The sequence below is a fragment of the Arthrobacter sp. ISL-5 genome (assembly GCF_018613835.1).
Taxonomy (GTDB): Bacteria; Actinomycetota; Actinomycetes; order Actinomycetales; family Micrococcaceae; genus Arthrobacter.
This window is the reverse complement of record NZ_JAGGPM010000041.1, coordinates 13347-36320: the sequence shown is the minus strand read 5'-3', so window position 1 is coordinate 36320 and position 22974 is coordinate 13347. Positions and strand designations below refer to the sequence as shown.

Genomic DNA, 22974 nt, shown 5'->3' with positions numbered 1-22974 from the left:
CAACCGGCCGCTAAACCCAACGCCGGGCCCCGCCGCTTCCCTTTCATCCCAGAGTTTCCCAGGAGAACCACCATGCCCCACGCCAACAACACCTCCCTTGAGCACTACGAGGTCTGGTTCCTCACCGGCAGCCAGCACCTCTACGGCGAGGACGTCCTGAAGCAGGTCGCCGCGCAGTCCCAGGAGATCGCCGCCGCCCTTAACGCCTCCTCCGACGTGCCCGTGAAGCTCGTCTGGAAGCCCGTGCTGACCGACTCGGACGCCATCCGGCGCACCGCGCTCGAAGCCAACTCGGACGACGCCGTGATCGGCGTGACCGCGTGGATGCACACCTTCAGCCCGGCGAAGATGTGGATCCAGGGCCTGGACCTGCTCCGCAAGCCGCTGCTGCACCTGCACACCCAGGCCAACGTGGAACTGCCCTGGGCGGACATCGACTTCGACTTCATGAACCTCAACCAGGCCGCGCACGGCGACCGCGAATTCGGCTACATCCAGTCCCGCCTCGGCATCCCGCGCAAGACCGTCGTGGGGCACGCCTCCAACCCCGAGGTGGCCCGCCAGGTGGGTGCCTGGCAGCGCGCCTCCGCCGGCTGGGCCGCCGTCCGGACCCTGAAACTGACCCGCTTCGGGGACAACATGCGCAACGTCGCGGTCACCGAAGGCGACAAGACCGAAGCCGAGCTCCGCTTCGGCGTCTCCGTGAACACCTGGTCCGTCAACGAACTCGCCGACGCCGTGCACGGCGCCGCCGAGTCCGACGTCGACGCTCTGGTGGCGGAATACGAGCGCCTTTATGAGGTGGTCCCGGAACTGAAGGCGGGCGGTGCCCGGCACGAATCGCTGCGCTACAGCGCCCGCATCGAACTGGGGCTGCGCAGCTTCCTCGACGCCAACGGCTCGGCCGCGTTCACCACCTCCTTCGAGGACCTCGGCGAACTGCGCCAGCTGCCCGGCATGGCCGTCCAGCGGCTCATGGCCGACGGCTACGGTTTCGGCGCCGAAGGCGACTGGAAGACCGCCATCCTGGTCCGCGCCGCCAAGGTCATGGGCGCCGGCCTGCCCGGCGGCGCCTCCCTCATGGAGGACTACACCTACCACCTCACCCCCGGCCAGGAGAAGATCCTGGGTGCGCACATGCTGGAGGTCTGCCCCTCCCTGACCGCCACGAAGCCGCGCGTCGAAATCCACCCGCTGGGCATCGGCGGCAAGGAAGACCCCGTCCGGATGGTGTTCGACGCCGACGCCGGCGCCGGCGTCGTCGTGGCGCTGTCCGACATGCGCGACCGCTTCCGCCTCGTGGCCAACGCCGTGGACGTCGTGGACCTCGACGAACCGCTGCCCAACCTGCCCGTCGCCCGCGCCCTCTGGTCGCCCAAACCGGACTTCGCCACCTCCGCCGCAGCCTGGCTCACTGCCGGCGCCGCGCACCACACCGTCCTCTCGACCGCCGTCGGAATGGACGTGTTCGAAGACTTCGCCGAGATCGCCCAAACCGAGCTGCTCACCATCGACGAAGGCACCACCATCAAGCAGTTCAAGAAGGAACTGAACTGGAATGCCGCGTACTACAAGCTGGCAGGCGGGCTGTAGCGGCATCTGGCTCGCGGGCATTTGGCACTGGGGGCGGTCCGTTTCGCGCTCAGCCCGCCTGGGAAGCGCGCGAAACGAGCTCGACCTTGACCTCCTGGGTTTCCGTTCCCCGGCGGAACTCGACGGTCACGGTCTGTCCCGGACTCCTGCTCCGCAGGGCGGCGAGCAGGTCCTCGGGCGAGGCGAGCTCTTCGCCGTCGAGCTTCACGAGGACATCGCCGGGCCGGATGCCGGCCTTGGCGGCCGGCCCGCCGTCCGGGACCGAGAGGGCCAGAGCGCCGCGCGTGTCAGGCAGGCCCAGCCGCTCAGCGATCTGCGGGGTGATGTCCCCCAGCGTCAGGCCAATGAAGGAGTGGTCGGCCGTGCCGTCCGCGCGGAGCTGGTCCGCCACCTTGACGGCGGTGGCGGCCGGGATGGCAAAGCCAAGGGCCACCGCACCCGCCTGCGGCGGAATATAGGCCTCGCTGATTCCGATCACCTCACCCCTACTGTTCACCAGCGCGCCGCCGGAGTTTCCGGGGCTGATGGCGGCATCAGTCTGGATCAGGTCCACGAGGGACTGGCTGCTGGCGGCCGAACCAGGGATCTCCCGGTGGAGGCCCGAGATGATTCCCGCCGTCGCTGTGTTTTCGAATCCCAGCGGCGAACCGATCACGACGGCGAGTTCGCCGATCCGGGGCAGCTCGGTTTGGAACTTGGCGACCGGAAGGCCGGTCCGCTTCGCCTCCACGAGGGCGAGGTCGGAGATGGCATCCGTGGCCCGCACGGTGCCGGCCACGCGGCGGCCGTCGGCGAAGGCCACTTCAACGTCAGTGTTGCCCCGCACCACGTGCTCGTTGGTCAGGATGAGCCCGTCTTCCGCGTACACCACGCCGCTCCCCAGCCCGCCGTTGGTGAAGACCGTGACCACTGACGGCTGAACGTTGCTGACGATCGAGGGAATGTCCGCGGGTCCCTGCGGTATGCCCGGTGCCGCCTTCCCCGCCGTGGGCTGCGCCGTGGTGGGTTTCGCCGCTGTGGCGCCGCCCGTGGGGCTGCCGGGCGTGTTGCCTGGGGAGGCGGTGGCGGCGCTGTCGGGGGAGGCGGGGGCGGAGGTGCTGGAGGGCGGCGACGGCGGCGGGGCCGGACTCCCGGTGCATCCGGACACCGCGCCTGCAAGGACGGCGGCCACTCCGAGTATGCGGAGCGTGCGGTACAAGCGATGAGCGGTCGCTGGCCGGGGGCTCATTGGACTTCCTCTCATTTCCGGGCGGGCGTGGAGCCTGTGCGTAAGGCTGATCAAAGACGTGAGGCTGATTAAAAATTAGCCCCGTATGTGCCCGGGTTGCCAGAGGCCTTGACGGGCGCGAGTGTCGGCCGTCAAACTAGCTTCTATAACGTTGTAGAAAAAAGGAAGAGGACATACCGATGGGCACTCCAGCCGCCAAATCCGCGAAAATCACCATTGACCCGGCCTTCACCGTGGGGCCGGTCCGGCGAAGGACTTTCGGCGCCTTCGTCGAGCACCTGGGCCGCTGCGTCTACACGGGCATCTTCGAGCCCGACCACCCGCAGGCGGACGCGGACGGCTTCCGTACCGACGTCCTGGAACTGACACGGGAACTGGGCGTCTCCACGGTCCGCTACCCGGGCGGCAACTTCGTGTCCGGCTACCGCTGGGAGGACGGCGTAGGCCCTTCGGAGGAGCGCCCCGCGAGGCTGGACCTCGCCTGGCACTCCACGGACCCCAACCTCGTCGGTGTGGACGAGTTCGCCAAATGGTCGGCCAAGGCCGGGGTGGAGCCGATGATGGCCGTGAACCTTGGCACGCGGGGCACGCAGGAAGCCGTGGACCTGCTGGAATACTGCAACATCGACGGCGGCACGGCGTTCTCGGACAGGCGCAGGGCCAACGGCGCCGAGCAGGGCTACGGCATCAGGATGTGGTGCCTGGGCAACGAGATGGACGGCCCCTGGCAGATCGGCCACAAGAACGCCCTGGAGTACGGCCGCATTGCAGCCGACGCCGCCCGGGCCATGCGCATGGTTGACCCCGACCTCGAACTCGTGGCCTGCGGCAGTTCCGCGCCCGGCATGGACACCTTCGGCGAGTGGGAGCGGGTGGTACTGACCGAAACGTACGAACTCGTGGACCTCGTCTCCGCGCACCAGTACTTCGAAGACCTCGGCGATTTGCAGGAACACCTGTCGGCCGGCCACCGGATGGATTCCTTCATCCGGGACATCATTTCCCACATCGACCACGTGAAGTCGGTGAAGAAGTCCGCGAAGCAGGTCAACATCTCCTTTGACGAGTGGAACGTCTGGCACGCCAGCCGTGACGAATCCAAGGTTCCCTCGGGCAAGGACTGGCCGGTTGCTCCTGCTTTGCTCGAGGACCGCTACTCGGTGGCGGACGCCGTCGTCGTCGGCGACCTGCTGGTCACCCTGCTGCGGCACACCGACCGTGTCCACTCGGCAAGCCTTGCCCAGCTGGTCAACGTCATCGCCCCGATCATGACGGAACCGGGCGGACGCGCCTGGAAGCAGACCACCTTCCACCCGTTCGCACTGACCTCCCGGCACGCAGCGGGCACCGTGCTGCAGCTCGCGGTGGAGTCCCCGCTGCTCAGCGGCGGCAAGACCGGGGATTTTGCCGCACTCTCCGCCGTCGCAACCCTCGATGCCGAGGCCGGCGAGGCAGTGGTGTTCGCCGTCAACCGATCAGCAGCCGAGGCGTTGTCGCTGGACGCGGCCGTGGCCGGGCTCGGCAACGCGCGGCTGGTCGAGGCCGTTACCTTCGCCAACAAGGATCCGTACTGGCACGCGACGGCGGATGACTCCACTTCAGTGCTGCCCGCGGAGAACGTGAGCGTGAAGCTCGACGCCGGCCGCATTACCGCGGTTCTCCCGGCGGTTTCGTGGACCATGATCCGGCTGGCCGTGGAGTCCTGACCTCCACCGCCCGGTCGGGACCCGCGTTTGTGCCCGTGACTAGCTCGCGGCGGACAGGGTGAGGTAAGGCTTTTGCCGGCCCTCACCCTGCCTTGCGTGCTGGAGGGGATCTGCTTCCAGGCTCAGCCCGTAAAGGGTCCCCAGGCGGTCCCCTAGAAACACCCCCCGGCATTGCCCAGGGGACCCGCCCCGTGGGTCTCCCCCCGATATCCCCGTGGCCAGGCGCCGTTGCCCGGCCACGGAGCTTAGAGACCTTGGACAAAGAGTGGGCCAGGCACCTTGGGAATTTCTTGCGGGCGGGGCGGTCCGCTTTCTGCAACGATGTACCCAGACGAACCGCCGCGAGAAGGAGCCTTGGATGGCCGTGACCATGAATGATGTTGCCCGTGCCGCGGGGGTGTCCCTTAAAACGGTGTCCAACGTGCTCAACGACTATGAGTTCATCAGGCCGGCCACCAAGCAGAAGGTGCTGGATGCGATCGCCGAGCTTGGCTACGAGGCCAACCTGACGGCGCGGAGCCTCCGGTCCGGGAAGTCCCGGATGCTGGGGCTTGTCCTGTCGGACCTTTCCGTGCCGTACTACGCGGAGCTCGCCTCACGGCTCATGACCGTTGCCTCGGCCCGGGGCTACCGCGTGCTCGTGGAGCAGTCTGCAGCAGAGGAGGCAAACGAGCTCAGCGCGCTGCAGGGTACTTTCCGCCAGCTCACGGACGGGCTGCTTTTCACGCCTCTGGCGCTCGGAGCCGACGCCGTGGCCCACCGGCGCGGAAGCAAGCCGCTGGTGATCCTCGGGGAGCACATCGAAGATCCCCGGTTCGACCTCGTCACCATGAAGAATGTCGGAGCTGCCACGGCGCTCACCGCCCATCTCCTGGCGGGAGGCCGCCGTCGGATAGCAGTGATTGGAGCGTCGGCGGAGGATTCCGCCGGAAGCCCGGGCCTGCGCCTGAACGGTTATCGGGAGGCGCTCGCCGCCGCAGGAGTGGATTTTGACCCGTCGCTCATTGTGCCGGCGGAGTGGCGGCGTGATGGCGGCGCATCCGCCGTCGGGAAGCTGCTGGACAGCGGAGCGGAATTCGATGCCGTCTTCGGACTGAACGACGCCCTGGCGCTGGGTGCTATGCACGAGCTGCAGATCCGCGGCGTCAACGTGCCGGCGGACGTCGCCGTGGCCGGTTTTGACGACATCGACGAGGCACGGTTCGCGTCGCCGTCGCTCACCACTGTTGCGCCTGGCATGGGCGAGATTGCCGAACGGTCCATTGAGCTGTTGATCGATCGGATCGAGGGTGCGGAGACAGCGGACGAAGGCGTGCACGTCGAAGTGGAGTTTGAGCTGAGGATCCGCGCCTCGGCACCCTGAGCAGCTCTCCGAAATCTCGCGGAAACGTCCGCCGCCTACGCTGGGGACACACCGCAGCTCCTGCATGCCGCCGCGGTGCCCGCCGTAGAAAGGGATTCCTGGAATGCATCTGCTGCCCCGCGAGCAGGAAAAGCTCATGATCGTGGTCGCCGCCGACCTCGCACGCCGCCGCCAGTCGCGCGGGCTCAAGCTGAACTTTCCGGAGGCGGTGGCCATCATCAGCTACGAACTGATCGAAGGGGCGCGGGACGGACGGAGCGTGGCCGACCTGATGAGCTACGGCACCACCCTGCTGAGCCGCGATGACGTCATGGAAGGCGTGCCGGAAATGATCCACGACGTCCAGGTCGAGGCCACCTTCCCCGACGGCACCAAGCTCGTCACCGTCCACGATCCCATCCGATAGGGGAATGCCATGATTCCGGGAGAGTACGTCCTGCGGGCTGAGCCCGTGGTGGTCAACGCGGGCCGCGAGGCGATCGACGTCGTCGTCGTTAACACCGGTGACCGCCCCGTGCAGGTGGGTTCGCACTACCACTTCGCCGAAGCCAACCGCGCGCTCGAGTTCGACCGACGGGCCGCCTACGGGTGCCGCCTGGACATCCCAGCGGGCACCGCCGCCCGCTTCGAACCCGGCGACAGCAAGACCGTCCGGCTGATCGCACTCGCCGGAAGCCGGGAGGTCTTCGGGCTGAGCAACGCGGTGAACGGAAGCCTTGGGGCGGCGCAGTCCGCACCGGAAAACGCAGGGGGAACACAGTGAGTTTCGAATTGTCCCGCAGGCAGTATGCGGACCTGTACGGCCCGACGACGGGTGACGCCATCCGCCTGGCGGACACCGACCTGTTCCTCGAGATTGAAAAGGACCTCACCGTGTACGGCGAGGAAGTGGTGTTCGGCGGCGGCAAGGTCATCCGCGACGGCATGGGCCAGAACGGCCAGGTCACCCGCGACGAGGACGTCCCCGACACCGTGATCACCAATGTGGTGGTGCTGGACTACACCGGCATCTACAAGGCGGACGTCGCCCTGAAGGACGGCCACATTTTCAGGATCGGGAAGGCCGGCAATCCGCAGATCGCCGACGGCGTGGACATTGTGATCGGTGCCAGCACCGAAATCATCGCGGGGGAGCGCAAGATCCTCACCGCCGGCGGCGTGGACACCCACATCCATTTCATCTCCGCGGACCAGGTGCCGGCGGCGCTGTGCAGCGGCGTGACCACCATGGTGGGCGGCGGCACAGGCCCGGCGGAAGGCACCAAGGCCACCACCGTCACTCCCGGAAAGTGGCACATCCAGCGCATGCTGCAGGCCGCCGAAGGGCTCCCCATCAACATCGGCCTGTTGGGCAAGGGGCACGCGTCCGCCGTCGAGCCGCTGGCCGAGCAGATCCGGGCCGGGGCGGTGGGGCTGAAGGTCCACGAGGACTGGGGCTCCACGACGGCCTCGATCGACACCTCCCTGAAGGTTGCCGACGAATACGACGTCCAGGTGGCCATCCATACCGACACCCTGAACGAGTGCGGTTTCGTGGAGGACACCATCCGGGCCATCGGCGGCCGGGTCATCCACACCTTCCACACCGAGGGTGCCGGCGGCGGCCACGCGCCGGACATCATCAAGATCGCCGGGCTGCCCAACGTCCTGCCCGCCTCCACGAATCCCACGCTGCCGTACACGCGCAACACCATCGAAGAGCACCTGGACATGCTCATGGTGTGCCACCACCTGAACCCGGATATCCCGGAGGACGTGGCCTTCGCCGACTCCCGCATCAGGGCCGAAACCATCGCCGCAGAGGACGTGCTGCAGGATATGGGCATCTTCGCCATCACCTCCTCCGATTCGCAGGCCATGGGCCGCGTGGGCGAGGTGATCACCCGCACCTGGCAGGTGGCGGACAAGATGAAGAAGCAGCGCGGCCTGCTGAAGGACCCCCGGGGGGACAGTGCAGCCGGCACGCACGGATCTGCTCTTGGCGCCGGTGCTGAGAGCGACAACTTCCGCCTCAAGCGGTACGTGGCGAAGTACACCATCAACCCGGCCATCGCGCAGGGCATGGCCGAAACCATCGGCTCCGTCGAGGAGGGCAAGTTCGCGGACCTGGTGCTGTGGGATCCGGCGTTCTTTGGCGTGAAGCCCGAACTGGTGCTCAAGGGCGGCCAGATCGCCTACGCGCTGATGGGCGACGCCAACGCTTCCATCCCCACGCCGCAGCCGCGCACCATGCGTCCCATGTTCGCCACGTTCGGCAAGGCCCTGCAGCAGTCCTCCATCACCTTCCTGTCCCAGGCCGCGATTGACGCCGGCGTGCCGGCGGAGCTTGGGCTGGAGAAGGTCATCCGGCCGGTCTCGGGGATCCGCTCGCTCACGAAGGCCGACTTGAAGTACAACGATGCCACCCCGGACATCCAGGTGGATCCGGAGACATACAAGGTGACAGTGGACGGCGAGGACGTCACCTGCGAACCTTCGGATGTGCTGCCGATGGCCCAGCGCTACTTCCTCTTCTAGGAGAACCACATGATCATCGAGAAGATCCTGGGCAACCTGCACGATCAGCCCGCCGGCCAGGACCCCTACTTCGGGCTCCACAAGGAGAAAGTGGTGCTGCCCAGCGCCCAGCTGGTCAAACGGATCCAGCGCGTCACCACAGACCACGGCAAGGAACTGGGCATCCGGCTCCCCGCGGGGTCGGCGGACCTTCGGGACGGCGACGTCCTCCATCTGGCCGAGACCAACGTGATCGTGGTGTCCGTGCTGCCCACCGACGTCCTGGTGATCGCACCGCGGACCATCCACGAGATGGGAACCGTGGCGCACTCGCTGGGCAACCGTCACCTGCAGGCCCAGTTCTTCGACGCGTCCTCCCAATATGGGGCCGAGGTCATGGTGTGCCAGTACGACCACACCGTAGAGGACTACCTCAAACACGTCGGAGTGCCGTACGACCGCCAGGAACGCGTCATGCCAGTCCCCTTCCGCCATGCTGAACACAGCCACTAACTCCGCGGCGCCTTTGGCTTCAGCTGCGCCTGGCTATCAGCTCGCCCTGCAGCAGCTCACTGACTCCGCGCTTCCTACCGGGGCGTTTGCGCACTCGCTGGGGTTTGAGACCTACATTGAGCGCGGGCTGGTCCATGATGAGGGGTCTTTTGGGGTGTGGCTGGGTGCTTTTATTTCTCAGCAGCTGACGTACTCTGACGGACTGGCCATCCGCTTCCTTTATGAGGGTGTTCCCGTGGCCGAGCTGGATTCGATGCTGACGGCGCAGCTCCTGCCGCGGCAGTTGCGGGAGGCCAGCATCAAGATGGGCACGCGGCTGCTGGAAATCGGTGACGAGGTCTTCCCGTCTCCGGAGCTCGCGGCGTACCGGGAACTGGTGACCGCGGGCCGTTCCGCCGGCCATCAGCCGCTGGCGTTCGCCGTCGTCGCCCGTTCACTGGGGGTGCCTCTGCCGGAGGCGCTCGCCGCGTACCTTTTTGCCGCCGTCACGTCGCTGACGCAGAACGCGGTCCGCGCCATCCCGCTGGGGCAGAACGCCGGCCAGCGGCTGTTGCGGAAAGCGTCCGACGGCGTTGCTGCCGCCGTCGAGAGGGTCGGTCACCTCACGCCGGACGACTTCGGCGCCGTCAGCCCCGGGCTGGAAATTTCGCAGATGCGGCACGAGCGTCAACGTGCCCGCATGTTCATGAGTTAGCAGGAGGAAAGTATGTCTGAACCCATCAAGATCGGCGTCGGCGGACCGGTTGGCGCCGGAAAGACCCAGCTCGTGGAACGGCTCACCCGCCACATGAGCGGCGAAATTTCCATGGCCGCCATCACCAACGACATCTACACCATCGAGGACGCCAAGATCCTGGCTGCCAACGGAATCCTGCCCGAGGACCGGATCATCGGCGTCGAAACCGGCGGCTGCCCGCACACGGCCATCCGCGAGGACACCTCCATGAACACCGCGGCCATCGAGGAGCTCAAGAAACGCCACCCGGATCTGCAGGTGATCTTCGTGGAGTCCGGCGGCGACAACCTCTCCGCCACGTTCAGCCCCGAGCTGGTCGACTTTTCGATCTACATCATCGACGTCGCCCAGGGTGAGAAGATCCCCCGGAAAGCCGGGCAGGGCATGATCAAGTCCGATCTCTTCATCATCAACAAGACCGACCTCGCACCGCACGTGGGCGCGGACCTCGCCGTCATGGAGCGCGACTCCCGTGAGTTCAGGGGCACCAAGCTCTTCTGCTTCACCAACCTGAAAACGGACGAAGGGCTCGACGCTGTCATCGAATGGGTGCGGCGGGACGTCCTGATGCTCGATCTGGCGCGATGAGCACGACGGCGGCACCTCAAGTCGTCACCCCACCGGCCTCCGGGCTGGGTCCGGCGGCTTCGCCGGATTTGGGGCCGTGCCCGTCCCCAGCCGCTCCCAACTCTCGCAAGCTCGAGTCGGGGCCCTCGCAGCAGGGGGCCCATCGCGGTGCCCACCACGCCGCGGCCCACAAACCCGGCCTCGCCGCCTCAGCGGCTAAGTCACCGATGGGGGAGCTTGCCTTGCGCATCGAGCAGCGCGCGGGTAGGTCAGTGGCCGCGCATCAGTACCACCGTGGCGCCTTGAGGATCCTTCGGCCGCATTACTTGGATGATTCGGGGCAGGTCTGTTATGTCCTTGTAAATCCTGGCGGAGCTTATCTTGGGGCTGACCTTTATGTGATCGACGTTGAGGTGGGGGGCGGGGCGAAGCTGCTGCTGACGACTCAGTCGGCGACGAAAATCTACCGGACTCCGGGGTCCTTTGCCGAGCAGCGAATGACCCTGCGGCTGGGGGAGGGGGCGCAGCTCGAACTCGCCCCTGACCAGCTCATCGCCTACCGCGAGGCCAGCTACCGGCAGGACACGCGCATCACGGTGCGGCCGTCGTCGAGCCTCATCATTGCCGAGGTCGTGACCCCCGGCTGGTCGCCGGACGGATCATCCTTCCGGTACGAGGAACTGCGGCTGCGGACCGAAATCCGTGTCGAATCCGGCTCCGGGGCCGATTCAGGGCTGCTGGCACTCGATAACGTGCTGATCCGCCCGTCGGGCCACGACGTCACGGGCATGGCATTCATGGAGGGCTTCAGCCATCTGGGGTCGCTGATTGTCGTGGATCCGCGCGTTGACCAGGCGCTTGCTGATGAACTCCATGCCGTCACCGAAGGCCACGACGCCTATGCCGGTGTTTCGCTCACTTCGACCCTAGCCGGAACCACCGGGTTGGTCCTAAGATCGCTTTCCAACAGCACCGAGGAGCTCAACCGCCTGCTGAGTGCCTGCGCGGCGTTGCTGCGGAAGCGCTGGCACGGGCAGGATCCCCTGAACCTGAGGAAGTACTGATGTCCGCCCTGGGCCAAGTAACCGGCCAGATGGCCGCACTGTACCGGGAGCGTGAGCGGTTGCCGCTGCGGACCCGCCTGCTGGTCACCTTCGGTGCGGTTGCCGCACTGCACGCCGCCGCCGTCGTACTTTTGCTGGCAGGTGCCGCGGGCGGAGGGCAGCCGCTGGCTTTTGGACTCGTGCTGACCGCCTATCTCGCCGGCGTGAAACACAGCTATGACTGGGACCACATCGCTGCGATCGACAATTCCACGCGAAAGTTCGTAGCCCAGCGGCGGGACCCTGTCAGCGTTGGTTTCGCGTTCAGCCTGGGGCACAGCTCGGTGGTGGTCCTGGCAGGCGTCCTCGTGGTTTCCGGGGCAGCTGCCGTCGGGCGCCTCATGGAGGAGGGCACAACCGGGAACCTCGTACTGGGGCTCATCGGGAGCGCGGTTTCCGGGCTGTTCCTGCTGTTGATGGGCATCTTCAACGGCTCCGCGTTCGTGCGGACGGCACAGCTGTACCGCAGTTCCAGGACGGGTGCGAGCATCTCCATCGAAGACCTCGAGGCGAAGGGCTTCATTGCACGGCTGTTGGCCAAGCCGCTATCCCGGGTCCAGCACCCGCGCAACATCTATGCAATCGGCTTCCTGTTCGGGCTGGGGTTCGACACTGCCACCACCATCGGCCTTCTGGTCATGACGACGGCGGCCTCCCTCGCCGGAGTGTCGCCGCTGGCCCTGATGGCGTTGCCGTTCGCTTTCGCGGCGTCCATGACGTTCTGCGATTCATTGAACGGCGTGGCCATGATGCGGATGTACAAGTCCGCTATTCACAACCCCAGCCGAAAGCTTGGCTTCAACGCCGTGGTTACGGGCATTTCGTCGTTGTCGGCGCTCTTCATCTCCGTCATCACCCTCGGAGGCCTTTTCGATGCGGCGTTCGGCCTAGACGATCCCGTGACGGGGTGGCTGGCGTCCATCGATCTGGGTGACGCCGGGCTGCTACTCGTGGCTGTCTTCCTGGCGCTGTGGGGAGCCGCGTCCTTGCGGGGTCGGCTGAGGGGCAACCCCTGACCCGGGCCGGAGCGGGTGGGAGGATAGGACGCATGGAACTGCACATCACAGGGGACCCCGCTGCCGATAGATTGCTCAGCGATGACGCGTTTGCGCTGCTCACCGGAATGCTGCTTGACCAGCAGGTGACCATGGAGTCGGCATTTGCCGGTCCGGAAAAAATCCGGACGCGCATCGGATCCATGGAACCCGCCGCCATCGCCGGCTACGACCCCCAGGGCTTCGTGGAGGTGTTCAAGGAGCGGCCCGCCGTGCACCGTTTCCCGGGATCCATGGCCGGACGTGTCCAGGCCCTCGCCGAAACCGTGCACCAGGACTGGAACGGGGACGCCACCGCCATCTGGACCCAGGGTGACCCCGACGGCCAGGAGGTGCTGCGCCGGCTCAAGGCATTACCTGGATTCGGCGAGCAGAAAGCGAAGATCTTCCTAGCGCTCCTTGGCAAGCAGTGCGGACTCCAGGCAGAAGGCTGGCGCGAGGCAGCCGGCCACTACGGCCAGGAGGACTCGTTCCTGTCTGTTGCCGACATCGTGGATCCGGAGTCGCTGAGCAAGGTGCGCGCCAGCAAGCAGGCCGCCAAGGCCGCCGCCAAAGCTGCGAAGGACGCCGGGCAGTGAAGCTGCGTTAGCTAAGCCAGCTTCGCCCGCAGTCCGCCGATAATCACGTCCAGGCCGAAGTCGAAGGCGTGCCCGCCCCGTTCCTCCGGCGGTCCGGCATTGCCGAGCGCGCGCTTGAGCGTGGGATAGCCCTCCGCCGGCGGGTCCCAGACAACTTCCGGTGCCGCCAGGTCCAGTGCCGCTCCGAGGGCAAAGCTGTCGATCGTGGAGATGGCCGCCACCACGTCCCGTCCCCGGAATCCCGCGCCCTCGAGGGCCAACGCGAGGTCCTCATAGAGGCCGATGACGTCCGGATCGGTGATGGACTGCAGCACCAGCAGCGGTGCCAGCCGCGGATGGCGGGCAAACGCGTCACGGTAGGCGCGGATTAGGACCCGCAGGGCAGCTTCCCAGTCGCTGTGGTCCACCGGCGGATACGGCTCTTCGGTGATGATCCGGTGGCGCAGGAGCTCCAGGATCTCGTCCCTGCCGCTGACGTGGTTGTAGATGGAGGACTGGCTGACGCCGATCTTCTTCGCCAGTTTCGGGAAGCTGAAGTCCCCGCTCTCATCAACCAGCTCCAGGGCGGCCGTGGTGAGGGCCTCCACGGATATCAGCGGGAGGAGCGGGCGCCCCATGGGTTCTCCTGACTGCAGCTCTTGTACGTCTTGCCCAGCCTAGTCGGCGGGACTCCGCGACGCCGTTTTGCGAAAACTATTGTGCTCTGCGCCACACGCCTCCATAATAAACGAAAGCCTTTCGTTTAGCGGGGCTCCCAAGAAAGGACGGACTAGTGCCGGATACCCAAACCAGACCACCGACGTCGTCCGCGGACGGCGCCCTCAAACGCAATGCGCTGGGAACGGGCGGCATCGCCTTCCTCGTCATCTCGGCAGCAGCGCCGCTCACCGTCATGGCGGGCGTGGCGCCCGTAGCCATCGGCGTGGGCGGGATCGGCGCCCCGGCCGGCTACCTCCTGGCCGGCATCGTGCTCACCCTCTTCGCCATCGGCTTCATGGCCATGACCCGCCACGTCAAGGCATCCGGCGGCTTCTACACGTACATTTCACTGGCCATGGGCAAGACCGTGGGGCTGGCCTCCGCCATCCTGGCGATCGTCTCCTACAACTGCCTCCAGATCGGCGTCTACGGTCTCTTCGCGGTCCAGACGCACGACATGTTCAAGGTGCTGTTCGGGCTCGAGGTGCCCTGGCCGGCCATCGCGCTCGCCGCCGTCGCAGCGGTGTGGTTCCTCGGCTACCGGGGGATCGACGTCGGCGCGAAGGTGCTCGGCGTGCTCCTGGTCGCCGAAACCGGAATACTGGCCGTGATGGGAGTGGGCATCCTTGGCAGCGGCGGAGCCCACGGGATCAGCGTGGGTTCCTTCAGCCCGGAGCATGCGTTCGGGCCGGGCGTCCTGGCGATCCTTGGCATCTGCTTCGCCGCCTTCATGGGGTTCGAGTCCACCGTGCTGTACCGCTCCGAGGCCCGCAACCCGGACAGATCCGTGCCGCGGGCCATGTACATCGCCGTCGGCTTCATGTCCGTTTTCTACGCCTTCATCGTCTGGACCGTGGTCCAGGCCTACGGCGAAGACCGCGCCGTGGAAGCCGCGGATGACCTGGCCGGCGGGATGTTCTTCCAGACCATCAACCACTATGTTGGCCCGTGGGCCGAAGTGGTGATGTATGTCCTGATCGTCACCAGCGTCTACGCCTCGCAGCTGGCCTTCCACAACGCGATCAACCGCTACGTCTACATGCTGGCCCGCGACGGCGTGCTGCCAGCATTCCTCGGCCGTACCCACGCCAGGTTCCAGTCCCCGCACCGGGCCGGCCAGCTGCAGACGATCCTGGCCGCCGTTGTCATCACCATCTGCGCCCTGCTCAACGCCGACCCCTACCAGCAGCTGCTGATCTGGGTGAACACGCCGGGGATCTTCGGCATCGTCGGGCTGCAGGGCCTGGTTTCAGTCGCGGCGTTCATCTACCTGCGCCGCAATCCGGCTGCAGCCACGCACAAACTGCTGGTGCCGCTGAGCCTGGCATCGGCCATCCTGCTCTTCGGCGTGGTGCTGCTGATCGGCCTGAACATCGAGCTGCTCACGTTCGCCGATGCGCTGACCAACACCATCCTCATCCTGGTGACGCCCCTTGTCTTCATTGCCGGTCTCCTGGCCGCCCGCTGGGTGCGCCGCCACCGTCCCGACACCTTCGCGCAGATTGGCAGCTTCGAAACCCATGAATCCTGATTTGATCATCCTCGCCGACACCGTCCACACGATGGACGGCCGGTCGCCCGGGAGCCCCGCGCCCCAGGCCGTGGCGGTCCAGGGCGGCGTGATTGCCGCCGTCGGAAGCCGTTCGGATGCCGAAAACTGGCCGGCCGCGGAGGTCATCGACTTCGGTGCCGCCGTGCTGACTCCCGGCCTGGTGGACTGCCACATCCACCCGGTCCTTGGCCTGGAGCTGACACGCGGCTGCGACCTGTCCGGCGCAAACGGCCTTGCTCAGGTGCGCGCACTGTTGCGCGCCGAAGCGGCAGCAACTCCCTCCGGGGGCTGGGTGCGTGGCTGGGGCCTGGACCCCAATGTGTTCGGATCCGCCGCCGCCCACCGAGAGCTGATTGACGACGTCGTCTCCGGACGGCCGTGCCTGATCCGCCTGTTTGACGGGCATTCTGCGCTGGCCAGTTCCCGCGCCCTCGAAATCGCGGGGGTCACCGGTCCGCGGAAGTTCGACCAGGCGTCGGAGGTGGTGTGCGACGGCAGCGGCAGGCCCACGGGGCTCCTGCTGGAGGCCGCCGCCGTCGAGCTCGTTGCGCAGGTGATGCCGGAGGAGTCCTTCGCCGAGCGGAAGGCGAGGCTGGCGGAACTCTTCACGCAGTTTTCCCGGTCCGGGCTGACGGGGGCGCATGTGATGGACTGCGGGGAGGGCTCGCTGGAGCTCTACCGTGCCCTCGAAGATGACATGGTAGGCGGCCTGCCGCTGCGCCTGCGGATCTCACCGTGGTGCATGCCCGGCAGCGACGAGGAAGACTGGCACCGGCTCGCGGAGCAGATCGGACTAAGTGGAAAGCGCTGGGAGGTGGCCGGCATCAAGTTGTTCGTTGACGGCACGGTGGACAACGGCACGGCGTGGCTGTTTGAACCCGATGCCTACGGGGAGTCGATGGCCCCGTTCTGGCCCCGCCCGGAGGAGTACGCGGCGGCGGTGCGCTTCTTCGCCGGCCGCGGGATTCCCACGGCCACGCATGCTATCGGCGACGCTGGAGTGGCCGCAGTCCTGGACGCCTTCGAGGCCGTGCCTCCCGGCGGGCCAACCGTGGTGCACCGGATCGAACACCTCGAAACCGTCCCGGACGCCCTCATCGAGAGGTTCTCCCGCTCGGGACTGGCGGCCAGCATGCAACCGACGCACTGCACCCACTACTCCCGCGCCGACCACAGCGACAACTGGTCCACGCGGCTGGGACCGGAACGCGCGAACAACGCCTGGCGCTGCGCGGACCTCCGCGCCGCGGGAACCACCCTGGGGCTCGGCTCCGACTGGCCGATCGCACCGTTCGAACCGCTGCCCATCCTGGCGGACGCGCAATTACGACGGCGGTCCGGCCGCCCGGGCGAACAGCCGGTGGTTCCGGGCCAGGCCCTCACGGCACTGCAGGCGCTCGAAGGCTACACCTCGCACGCTGCCAGGGCGGCAGGGGAGTGGGCCGTCTCCGGTTCCGTCACCGTGGGCAAGCGCGCGGATTTCACGGTGTTCGACGTCGATCCGCTGTCGGTTGCCCCGGATGACCTGGCTGCCGCGCATGTACTGGCCACGTTCGTGGACGGACGGGTGCAGCACCTGGCGGTGGGGGCTGCCCGGTAGGACGCGGCCAAAGTCACCGGGGGTGCGTCGCCCGGTGCGGAATCGACGAGGCGAGAGCAAGCACCATGATGAACGACGCAGCCAGCACGGCAACCCAGGCGCCGCGCGGCTCGGTGATGGCAAGCGCGGGGCCGGCTATTCCCGGCCCCGCCAGTGCCAGTGCCGCGGCGAGAGCTGCACCGACGAGTCCACAGAGGAGCCTTGCCCAGGGCGGCCCCCGGCGGGACAAGGCGTAGCCCCCGCCGATCGCCATCAGGGCGACCGCGATTGCGCCTCCACCGAGGCCTTGCGTGAGTAGGGCGCCAACCGCGCCGGGCATGAGCAACGGCGCGATGGCAAACACGAGTGGCGCAAGGGCGAGCCAGCGCCACCCTGGCCGGCCGCCTGCACGCCGGAGTGCTTCCGCCCAGCCCAGGAGCCCGCCGACAGCGGCCCCGGGCAGGAGGATCGCACCGAACGTCCCCCACCACCCGAATGTGGATGCCGGGCCGGCGAGTTCGACCATATAGCCGCGGAATCCTGCGGCCCAGGCAATCCCGCACGTTAAGCCGATCGCTACCAGAGGCGCAGTGTGATGGAGGGCGGGACCGGCGTCGGGCGATTCTTGTGCAGATTCTTTCTCGGGCATGATCGGCTCCCCGGTGGCGCAGGATCGTCGCGAGCCGCCGCCCAGCCGCGCAGCGTCACACCAGCCGGGCCGCGTCACCGAATGGTGATCGCTTGGATTCCTTGGTAGCTGGGGACACTAGGGCACTGCGGCGGAAAGATCAAGAAGCAGGTGCTGGTGCCTGGATCACGCGACGACGGCGGCAGGAGCGGCCGCGCCTTCCGGCAGGTCCGCGAGCAGCTCCTCAGCCGTGGGCGGGTTGGCGCCCGGCCGGCGCACCGTGATGGCCGCGGCCTTGGACGCCATGCGTCCGAGGGTTTCCAGCACGGCGGGAGCCAACCCGTCGGTCCCGCGTGCGAGCAGACCGTAGATCAGCGCCGCCATGTAGGAGTCGCCGGCGCCGATGGTGTCAGCCACCACCGATCTGATGGCCGGGATGTGCAGCTGCGTGGCGGGGGTGGCCAGCAGCGACCCCTCGGAACCGCGGGTGACCACGGCAAGCCCGGCGCCCAGGTCGAGAATCCTCGCGGCGGCGTCCTCGAGCTGCAGGCCCGGGTACAGCCACTGTGCGTCCTCGTCGCTGAGCTTGACCACGTCCGTCAGGGGAATCAGCTCCTCGAAGATGGCCCTGGCCTCGGCCTGGCTGCCCAGCAGCGCAGGACGGACGTTGGGATCGTAGGTGACCATGCATTCCCGGTGCGACTGCTCCAGGAGTGCCTTGACCGCGGCGGCACCGGGCGCCAGGAACGTGGCGATCGAGCCGGTGTGGAGCACCTTGGGAAGGAACGCCGGGGCCACCGGAGGGAGTTCCCAACTGATGTCGAAGTCGTACCGGGCGGAGCCGTCGGCGGCGAGAGTGGCAGTGGCGGACGCCGTCCGGCCCGGTGTCCTGGAGCCCGGCAGGAGCACGACGCCGGCGCTGCTCAGGTGCGCCTCGATCGCTGCGCCGCGGTCGTCGTCGCCGATTGATGTCAGGAGGGCGGCACGGACGCCGAGTCGTCCAAGCCCGTACGCGACGTTCGCCGGCGACCCTCCGGGATGTTCGACGGTGCCTTCGGGGGAGGTGACGACGTCGACCAGCGCTTCGCCGATGACGATGACCTCGGGGGTTGCCTGGGGAACTGCGCTGGAATGGGTCTTGAGCATGGCAGGGCCTTTCACGGAGCCGTCCGCGGACCTTTCTAAGGCCCGCGGACGGAGCTGGGGAGGGTAAAACGGTGGTGCGGTAAAACGGTGGTGCGTTAATACAGCGGCCGGCTAGGCGGTGGCGGCACCTGTCATGATCGCCACCGCATCGGTCATGCTGTGCGATTCGGGCGTGATGGTGGCCGCGCACTTGCCGAGGCGCTGGATGTGGATCCGGTCCGCCACGTCAAACACGTGCGGCATGTTGTGGCTGATCAGGATGACGGGCAGGCCCCTGTCCCGGAGGTCCCGGACCAGCTGCAGGACCTGGTTTGATTCCCGCACGCCGAGGGCCGCCGTCGGCTCGTCGAGCACAACCACCTTGGAACCGAATGCTGCGGCGCGGGCCACGGCCACAGCCTGACGCTGGCCGCCGGACAGGTTTTCCACCGGCACCGTCACGTCCTGGAGCGTGGAGATGCCGAGCCGGGTCAGCTCCTCCTTGGCCTTGCGGCGCATGCCCTTGGTGTCAAGGACGCGGAAAATTTTTCCGAGCGGGCCGGGAAGCCGCTCTTCCCGCCCCAGGAACAGATTGGAGGCGACGTCGAGTGCCGGCGACACTGCAAGGTTCTGATAGACCGTTTCGATGCCGTGGACGCGGGCGTCCTGCGGGCGTTTGAAGTGGACCGGCTGGCCGGAGACCTTCAGCTCACCGGAGTCAGGGATCTCGGCCCCCGTGAGGCACTTGATGAGTGTGGATTTTCCGGCGCCGTTGTCGCCGATGATCGCCAGGACTTCGCCCGGGTACAGGTCGAGGCTGACACCGTCCAGACCCACGACGCGGCCGAAAGTCTTGACGAGGTTCCTGGCCTGCAGGATCGGCTGGCGGACCTCGGTCTTGGCCGGCTGGAATTCTGTGGCGGTCATGATTTCACCTTTCGGATCCACTGGTCGATGGACACAGCGAGGATGATGAGGACGCCCACGGCGAGGGTCTGGTAGAGCACATCCAGACCGGCCAGGGACAGGCCGTTGCGGAACACCCCGACAATCAGCGCCCCGAGGAGGGAGCCCCAGATGGAGCCGCGTCCGCCAAAGAGGCTGGTTCCGCCGATGACGACGGCGGTGATGGAGTCGAGGTTCAGGTCCACGCCGGCGTTGGGGCTGGCTGCGTTCGTGCGGCCGATCTGGATCCACGCGCCAACGGCCAGCACGGCCCCCGCTGCGAGGTAAACGCTCATCAGGACACGGTTCACCGGGATGCCGGCCAGGCGGGCCGCTTCCTTGTCATCGCCCACCGCGTAGACGTGTCGGCCCCAGGCGGTCTTTCCGAGGATGAACGCGACGGCGATGTAGAGCAGGAGCATCATGACCACGCCGGTGGAGATCCGCACGGGGCCGACCGGGAACGTGCTGCCCATCCATGTCAGCAGGCCGGGCATGCTGGAGCCACGGACTGTGGAGCCGCCGGAGTAGAGAAGCGTCAGGGCGATAAAGATGTTCAGCGTTCCGAGCGTGACGATGAACGGGGGGAGCCGGAACCTAGTGACCAGGAAACCGTTCAGCGCCCCCGCTGCCAGACCCACGACGAGGCCGAGGAGGAGAGCGAGCGGAGCGGGCGCGCCGCTGCCGACGGCCAACTGTGCCACCACCATGGACGCGAGGATCATGACGGCGCCCACTGAGAGATCGATGCCGGCGGTGAGGATGATGAGGGTCTGAGCGATTGCGAGGGTTCCTACCACCGAGACCTGTTGGGTGATCAGGGACAGGTTCTCGACCCGCAGGAACCTCTCATTGAGGAGCCCGAAGACCACCACCGCAACAAGCAGGACAATGGCCGGGCTGAGTGCGGGATAGCGGTGGAGGATATTGCGGATTCGGCTGAGCGGGGTCTGGCGGTCGAGGAATTCCTCGGCCGGGTCTGCATGCCCTGCGGCGGGCGGGCCTGCGGTCTGTTGCTGGGTCACTGTTGCTCCTGAACTTCAAGGTCCTGCTGGGGCTGGTTCGGCTGGGGGTGCGGCTGCTGCTATTTCTGCCGCGGATTCTCCTGCTGTGAACCGCGGGAAGGTACTGCATATTCAGCGCCTTCCCGCGGTGCGAGGTCAACGGTGGCTACTTGCCCCAGCAGATCTTGGAGGCCTCGGTCGTGGTGATGCTCTTGACGCCATCGGCGGCCTTATCCGTGACGAGCTCGACGCCGGTGTTGTAGAAGTCCAGTCCTGGTGAGTTGGCCGGCTTCTTGCCGGTCTTGGCCAGCTCAACGATGGCCTTGACGCCCAGTTCCGCCATCTTCACCGGGTACTGCTGGGCAGTGGCGCCGATCACGCCGGCCTTGACGTTGTTGACGCCCGAGCAGCCGCCGTCCACCGAGACCACCAGCACGTCCTTTTCCTTGCCGGCAGACTTCAGCGCCTCGAAGGCGCCGGCCGCAGCTGGCTCGTTGATGGTGTAGACCACATTGACGTTCGGGTTCTTGGCAAGGAGGGTCTCCATCGCGGTGCGGCCGCCGTCCTCAGCACCCTGGCTTGCCTGGCTGCCCACGATTTCGTAGTCGCCGCCCTTGCCGCCGGTGTACTTGCCGGTCTTGGCTTCGTCGCCGTTCTTCTTCTTGTCCGCGGTGTCGATGCCCAATCCGGTGAGGAAGCCCTGGTCCCGGTTGTAGTCCACGGAGACGACCTTGTCGTCGAACAGGTCCAGCAGCGCGATGGTGGCCTTTTTCCCACCGAGCTGGGCGGCGGTCCACTTGCCGATCAGTTCACCAGCGGCGAAGTTGTCGGTGGCGAACGTGATATCGGCGGCGTCTGCGGGGTCCGGGGGAGTGTCGAGGGCGATGACGAACAGGCCGGCGTCCTTCGCCTTCTTCAGGGCATCAACCACAGAGGGGCCGTTGGGCGTGATGAGGATGCCCTTGTCGCCCTTGGAGATGGCGTTCTCGATTGCCTGGATCTGGGTTTCTTCATCGCCGTCAGCCTTTCCGGCTGCGAGCTTGAGGTCCACACCGTCTGTTTCGGCGGCCTTCTTTGCGCCGTCCTGCATGGAAACGAAGAACGGGTTTGAAGTGGTCTTGACAATCAGGGACACGCCGACCTTCTCGGCCGAAGAGCTTCCGGCTGACGAGGTGGTTGGGGAACTCCCGCCGCAAGCGGTGAGGCTGAGCGTGCCGAGGGTCAGGACTGCACCGATGGCAAGCAGTCGGTGGGTGACTGTCCGCGGGGCTTTGGAACTCAACATTGAATCTCCTGGTTTCGTGGCACTTCTGGTGCCTGACAACGATGTCATGCATCATGTAATCAAGATCACAAGGTACAGTCAAGAGAAATTCGATGATGAAGGACCAAATAATGACAACGATGTCTAATCGTTACCAGCCTGACGGAGCGAAGAATCGGCCCACTATGCGCCACGTCGCCGCCCTCGCCGGAGTTGGCATCAAGACCGTCTCACGGGTGATGAACGATGAGGCCGGCGTTTCGGAGGCTACCCGCCAGCGGGTCCTCAGCGCCTCCCAGCAGCTCAGTTACCAGCTGGACATGGCGGCGGGAAGCCTTCGCCGGGCAGGGCGTCAGACCCTCTCCATCGGTCTCCTGCTGCCCAGCGTTGCCAACCCGTTCAGCGGTGAGATCCACCGGGCGCTTGAGGACACCTTGGCGGTCCGCGGCATAGCGGTCTTTGCCGCCAGCCTCGACGACGACCCCGAACGCGAGAAGGCCCTGGTTGCCGCGTTCCTTGGCCGCCGCGTTGACGGTCTGGTCCTGACTCCGATTGCCAAGAGCCAGTCCTACGTTATTCCGGAGCACTCACGGGACCTGCCCATGGTCTTTATCGATCGTGAACCGGTGGGTATCGAGGCAGATGCCGTGGTGACGGACAACGCCATCGGAGCCGCCAGGGCCGCCGCCCATCTGATGGCGCAAGGGCACACAAAGCTTGCCTATCTCGGTGATCGGACGGACATTCAGACAGCCCGCGAACGCCGGCGGGGCTTTATCGAGGAACTTGGGAGGGCAGGCATCGCGACGTCCGCCGTTCCCGTGCTCGAGGGCCTGCACGACGAGGAGTCTGCACACCGGGCGGCCGTTGAGCTGCTCAGCTCCGAGAATCCGCCCACGGCCATCTTCTCCAGCCAGAACCTCGTTACATTCGGGGTCATGCGAGCACTGAAGGAGCTCGGCGCCAGCAGGAAGGTGGCGCTCGTGGGATTCGATGACTTCACCCTTGCGGACATGATGGACCCTGGCATCACCGTTATCGCCCAGCACCCCGAGCGAATCGGAAAGCTCGCGGCCGAGCGGCTTCTGGCCAGGATCGACGGCGATGACCGCGCCCCGCAGACGTACGTCGTTCCCACCGAACTCATTCAGCGCGGATCCGGCGAGATCCGGCCGCTGCACTGAGCCGCATCCCGGCCAGACACTAACTGTTCAACCTGCCCATATCGAACCACAAGAGG

General features: G+C 66.6%; 22 protein-coding genes. 15 read left to right on the top strand and 7 right to left on the bottom strand.

The features are described 5' to 3' along the window. Window positions 1–72: 72 nt before the first annotated feature. Window positions 73–1593, top strand: coding sequence for an L-arabinose isomerase (gene araA / locus J7I89_RS20835; protein ID WP_214974273.1), 1521 nt, complete (start codon window positions 73–75; stop codon window positions 1591–1593). 49 nt (window positions 1594–1642) lie between these two features. Here araA and J7I89_RS20830 read toward each other — a convergent pair whose 3' ends face one another. Continuing rightward, entirely contained in the window at window positions 1643–2821 is a 1179-nt protein-coding gene (locus J7I89_RS20830; RefSeq protein WP_214974271.1) for a S1C family serine protease, read from the bottom strand. A gap of 179 nt (window positions 2822–3000) precedes the next feature. Here J7I89_RS20830 and J7I89_RS20825 point away from each other — a divergent pair, with 179 nt between their 5' ends. From J7I89_RS20825 to J7I89_RS20775, 11 genes are all read left to right on the top strand, one after another. Then, the gene (locus J7I89_RS20825) at window positions 3001–4527 is read left to right on the top strand and encodes an alpha-N-arabinofuranosidase (RefSeq protein ID WP_214974269.1); all 1527 of its coding nucleotides are present in this window, start codon (window positions 3001–3003) and stop codon (window positions 4525–4527) included. Window positions 4528–4885: 358 nt separating this feature from the next. After that, on the top strand, window positions 4886–5890 hold the full coding sequence (locus tag J7I89_RS20820) for a LacI family DNA-binding transcriptional regulator (protein ID WP_214974267.1): 1005 nt from the start codon (window positions 4886–4888) through the stop codon (window positions 5888–5890). A 103-nt stretch (window positions 5891–5993) separates the two neighbouring features. Next, window positions 5994–6296: an urease subunit gamma gene (locus tag J7I89_RS20815; protein ID WP_214974265.1), complete on the top strand. Its 303-nt coding sequence runs from the start codon at window positions 5994–5996 to the stop codon at window positions 6294–6296. Between the two features lie 9 nt (window positions 6297–6305). Beyond that, the gene (locus J7I89_RS20810; RefSeq protein ID WP_214974263.1) at window positions 6306–6653 is read left to right on the top strand and encodes an urease subunit beta; all 348 of its coding nucleotides are present in this window, start codon (window positions 6306–6308) and stop codon (window positions 6651–6653) included. Continuing rightward, complete coding sequence (gene ureC, locus J7I89_RS20805) at window positions 6650–8407, top strand: urease subunit alpha (protein ID WP_214974261.1); 1758 nt, start codon at window positions 6650–6652, stop codon at window positions 8405–8407. Before J7I89_RS20810 ends, ureC begins: the two co-directional genes overlap by 4 nt. Before the next feature lie 9 nt (window positions 8408–8416). Continuing rightward, complete coding sequence (gene ureE / locus J7I89_RS20800; RefSeq protein WP_214974259.1) at window positions 8417–8899, top strand: urease accessory protein UreE; 483 nt, start codon at window positions 8417–8419, stop codon at window positions 8897–8899. Further along, window positions 8880–9593 carry an urease accessory protein UreF gene (locus J7I89_RS20795; protein WP_214974257.1) on the top strand — a complete coding sequence of 238 codons (714 nt, stop codon included), beginning with the start codon at window positions 8880–8882 and terminating at the stop codon, window positions 9591–9593. Before ureE ends, J7I89_RS20795 begins: the two co-directional genes overlap by 20 nt. Before the next feature lie 12 nt (window positions 9594–9605). Continuing rightward, on the top strand, window positions 9606–10223 hold the full coding sequence (gene ureG, locus J7I89_RS20790; RefSeq protein WP_214974255.1) for an urease accessory protein UreG: 618 nt from the start codon (window positions 9606–9608) through the stop codon (window positions 10221–10223). A gap of 206 nt (window positions 10224–10429) precedes the next feature. Continuing rightward, window positions 10430–11266, top strand: coding sequence for an urease accessory protein UreD (locus J7I89_RS20785; RefSeq protein ID WP_214974252.1), 837 nt, complete (start codon window positions 10430–10432; stop codon window positions 11264–11266). Beyond that, window positions 11266–12321: a HoxN/HupN/NixA family nickel/cobalt transporter gene (locus J7I89_RS20780; RefSeq protein ID WP_214974250.1), complete on the top strand. Its 1056-nt coding sequence runs from the start codon at window positions 11266–11268 to the stop codon at window positions 12319–12321. Before J7I89_RS20785 ends, J7I89_RS20780 begins: the two co-directional genes overlap by 1 nt. A gap of 32 nt (window positions 12322–12353) precedes the next feature. After that, window positions 12354–12938, top strand: coding sequence for an HhH-GPD-type base excision DNA repair protein (locus tag J7I89_RS20775; protein WP_214974248.1), 585 nt, complete (start codon window positions 12354–12356; stop codon window positions 12936–12938). Window positions 12939–12949: 11 nt separating this feature from the next. On the opposite strand, the gene J7I89_RS20770 is transcribed toward J7I89_RS20775, so the two are convergent. Further along, entirely contained in the window at window positions 12950–13555 is a 606-nt protein-coding gene (locus tag J7I89_RS20770; protein ID WP_214974246.1) for a TetR/AcrR family transcriptional regulator, read from the bottom strand. A gap of 155 nt (window positions 13556–13710) precedes the next feature. Here J7I89_RS20770 and J7I89_RS20765 point away from each other — a divergent pair, with 155 nt between their 5' ends. Both J7I89_RS20765 and J7I89_RS20760 read left to right on the top strand, forming a co-directional pair. Then, window positions 13711–15168: an APC family permease gene (locus tag J7I89_RS20765; RefSeq protein WP_214974239.1), complete on the top strand. Its 1458-nt coding sequence runs from the start codon at window positions 13711–13713 to the stop codon at window positions 15166–15168. After that, window positions 15158–16789, top strand: coding sequence for an amidohydrolase (locus J7I89_RS20760; RefSeq protein ID WP_214974237.1), 1632 nt, complete (start codon window positions 15158–15160; stop codon window positions 16787–16789). Before J7I89_RS20765 ends, J7I89_RS20760 begins: the two co-directional genes overlap by 11 nt. A 13-nt stretch (window positions 16790–16802) precedes the next feature. On the opposite strand, the gene J7I89_RS20755 is transcribed toward J7I89_RS20760, so the two are convergent. The 5 genes from J7I89_RS20755 to J7I89_RS20735 form a co-directional block, all read right to left on the bottom strand. Further along, a complete protein-coding gene (locus tag J7I89_RS20755) occupies window positions 16803–17417 on the bottom strand; it encodes a hypothetical protein (protein WP_214974235.1) in 615 nt (204 codons plus the stop codon). 165 nt (window positions 17418–17582) lie between these two features. Then, window positions 17583–18542, bottom strand: coding sequence for a carbohydrate kinase (locus tag J7I89_RS20750; RefSeq protein WP_214974227.1), 960 nt, complete (start codon window positions 18540–18542; stop codon window positions 17583–17585). 111 nt (window positions 18543–18653) lie between these two features. Next, a complete protein-coding gene (locus J7I89_RS20745) occupies window positions 18654–19448 on the bottom strand; it encodes an ATP-binding cassette domain-containing protein (protein ID WP_214974225.1) in 795 nt (264 codons plus the stop codon). Next, window positions 19445–20491 (bottom strand): ABC transporter permease, encoded by a 1047-nt coding sequence (locus J7I89_RS20740; RefSeq protein WP_214974223.1) that lies wholly within the window; start codon window positions 20489–20491, stop codon window positions 19445–19447. Before J7I89_RS20740 ends, J7I89_RS20745 begins: the two co-directional genes overlap by 4 nt. 145 nt (window positions 20492–20636) lie before the next feature. After that, window positions 20637–21755, bottom strand: coding sequence for a substrate-binding domain-containing protein (locus J7I89_RS20735; protein WP_214974221.1), 1119 nt, complete (start codon window positions 21753–21755; stop codon window positions 20637–20639). 164 nt (window positions 21756–21919) lie between these two features. Here J7I89_RS20735 and J7I89_RS20730 point away from each other — a divergent pair, with 164 nt between their 5' ends. Beyond that, window positions 21920–22918 (top strand): LacI family DNA-binding transcriptional regulator, encoded by a 999-nt coding sequence (locus J7I89_RS20730; protein ID WP_214974302.1) that lies wholly within the window; start codon window positions 21920–21922, stop codon window positions 22916–22918. The last annotated feature ends 56 nt before the right edge of the window (window positions 22919–22974 follow it).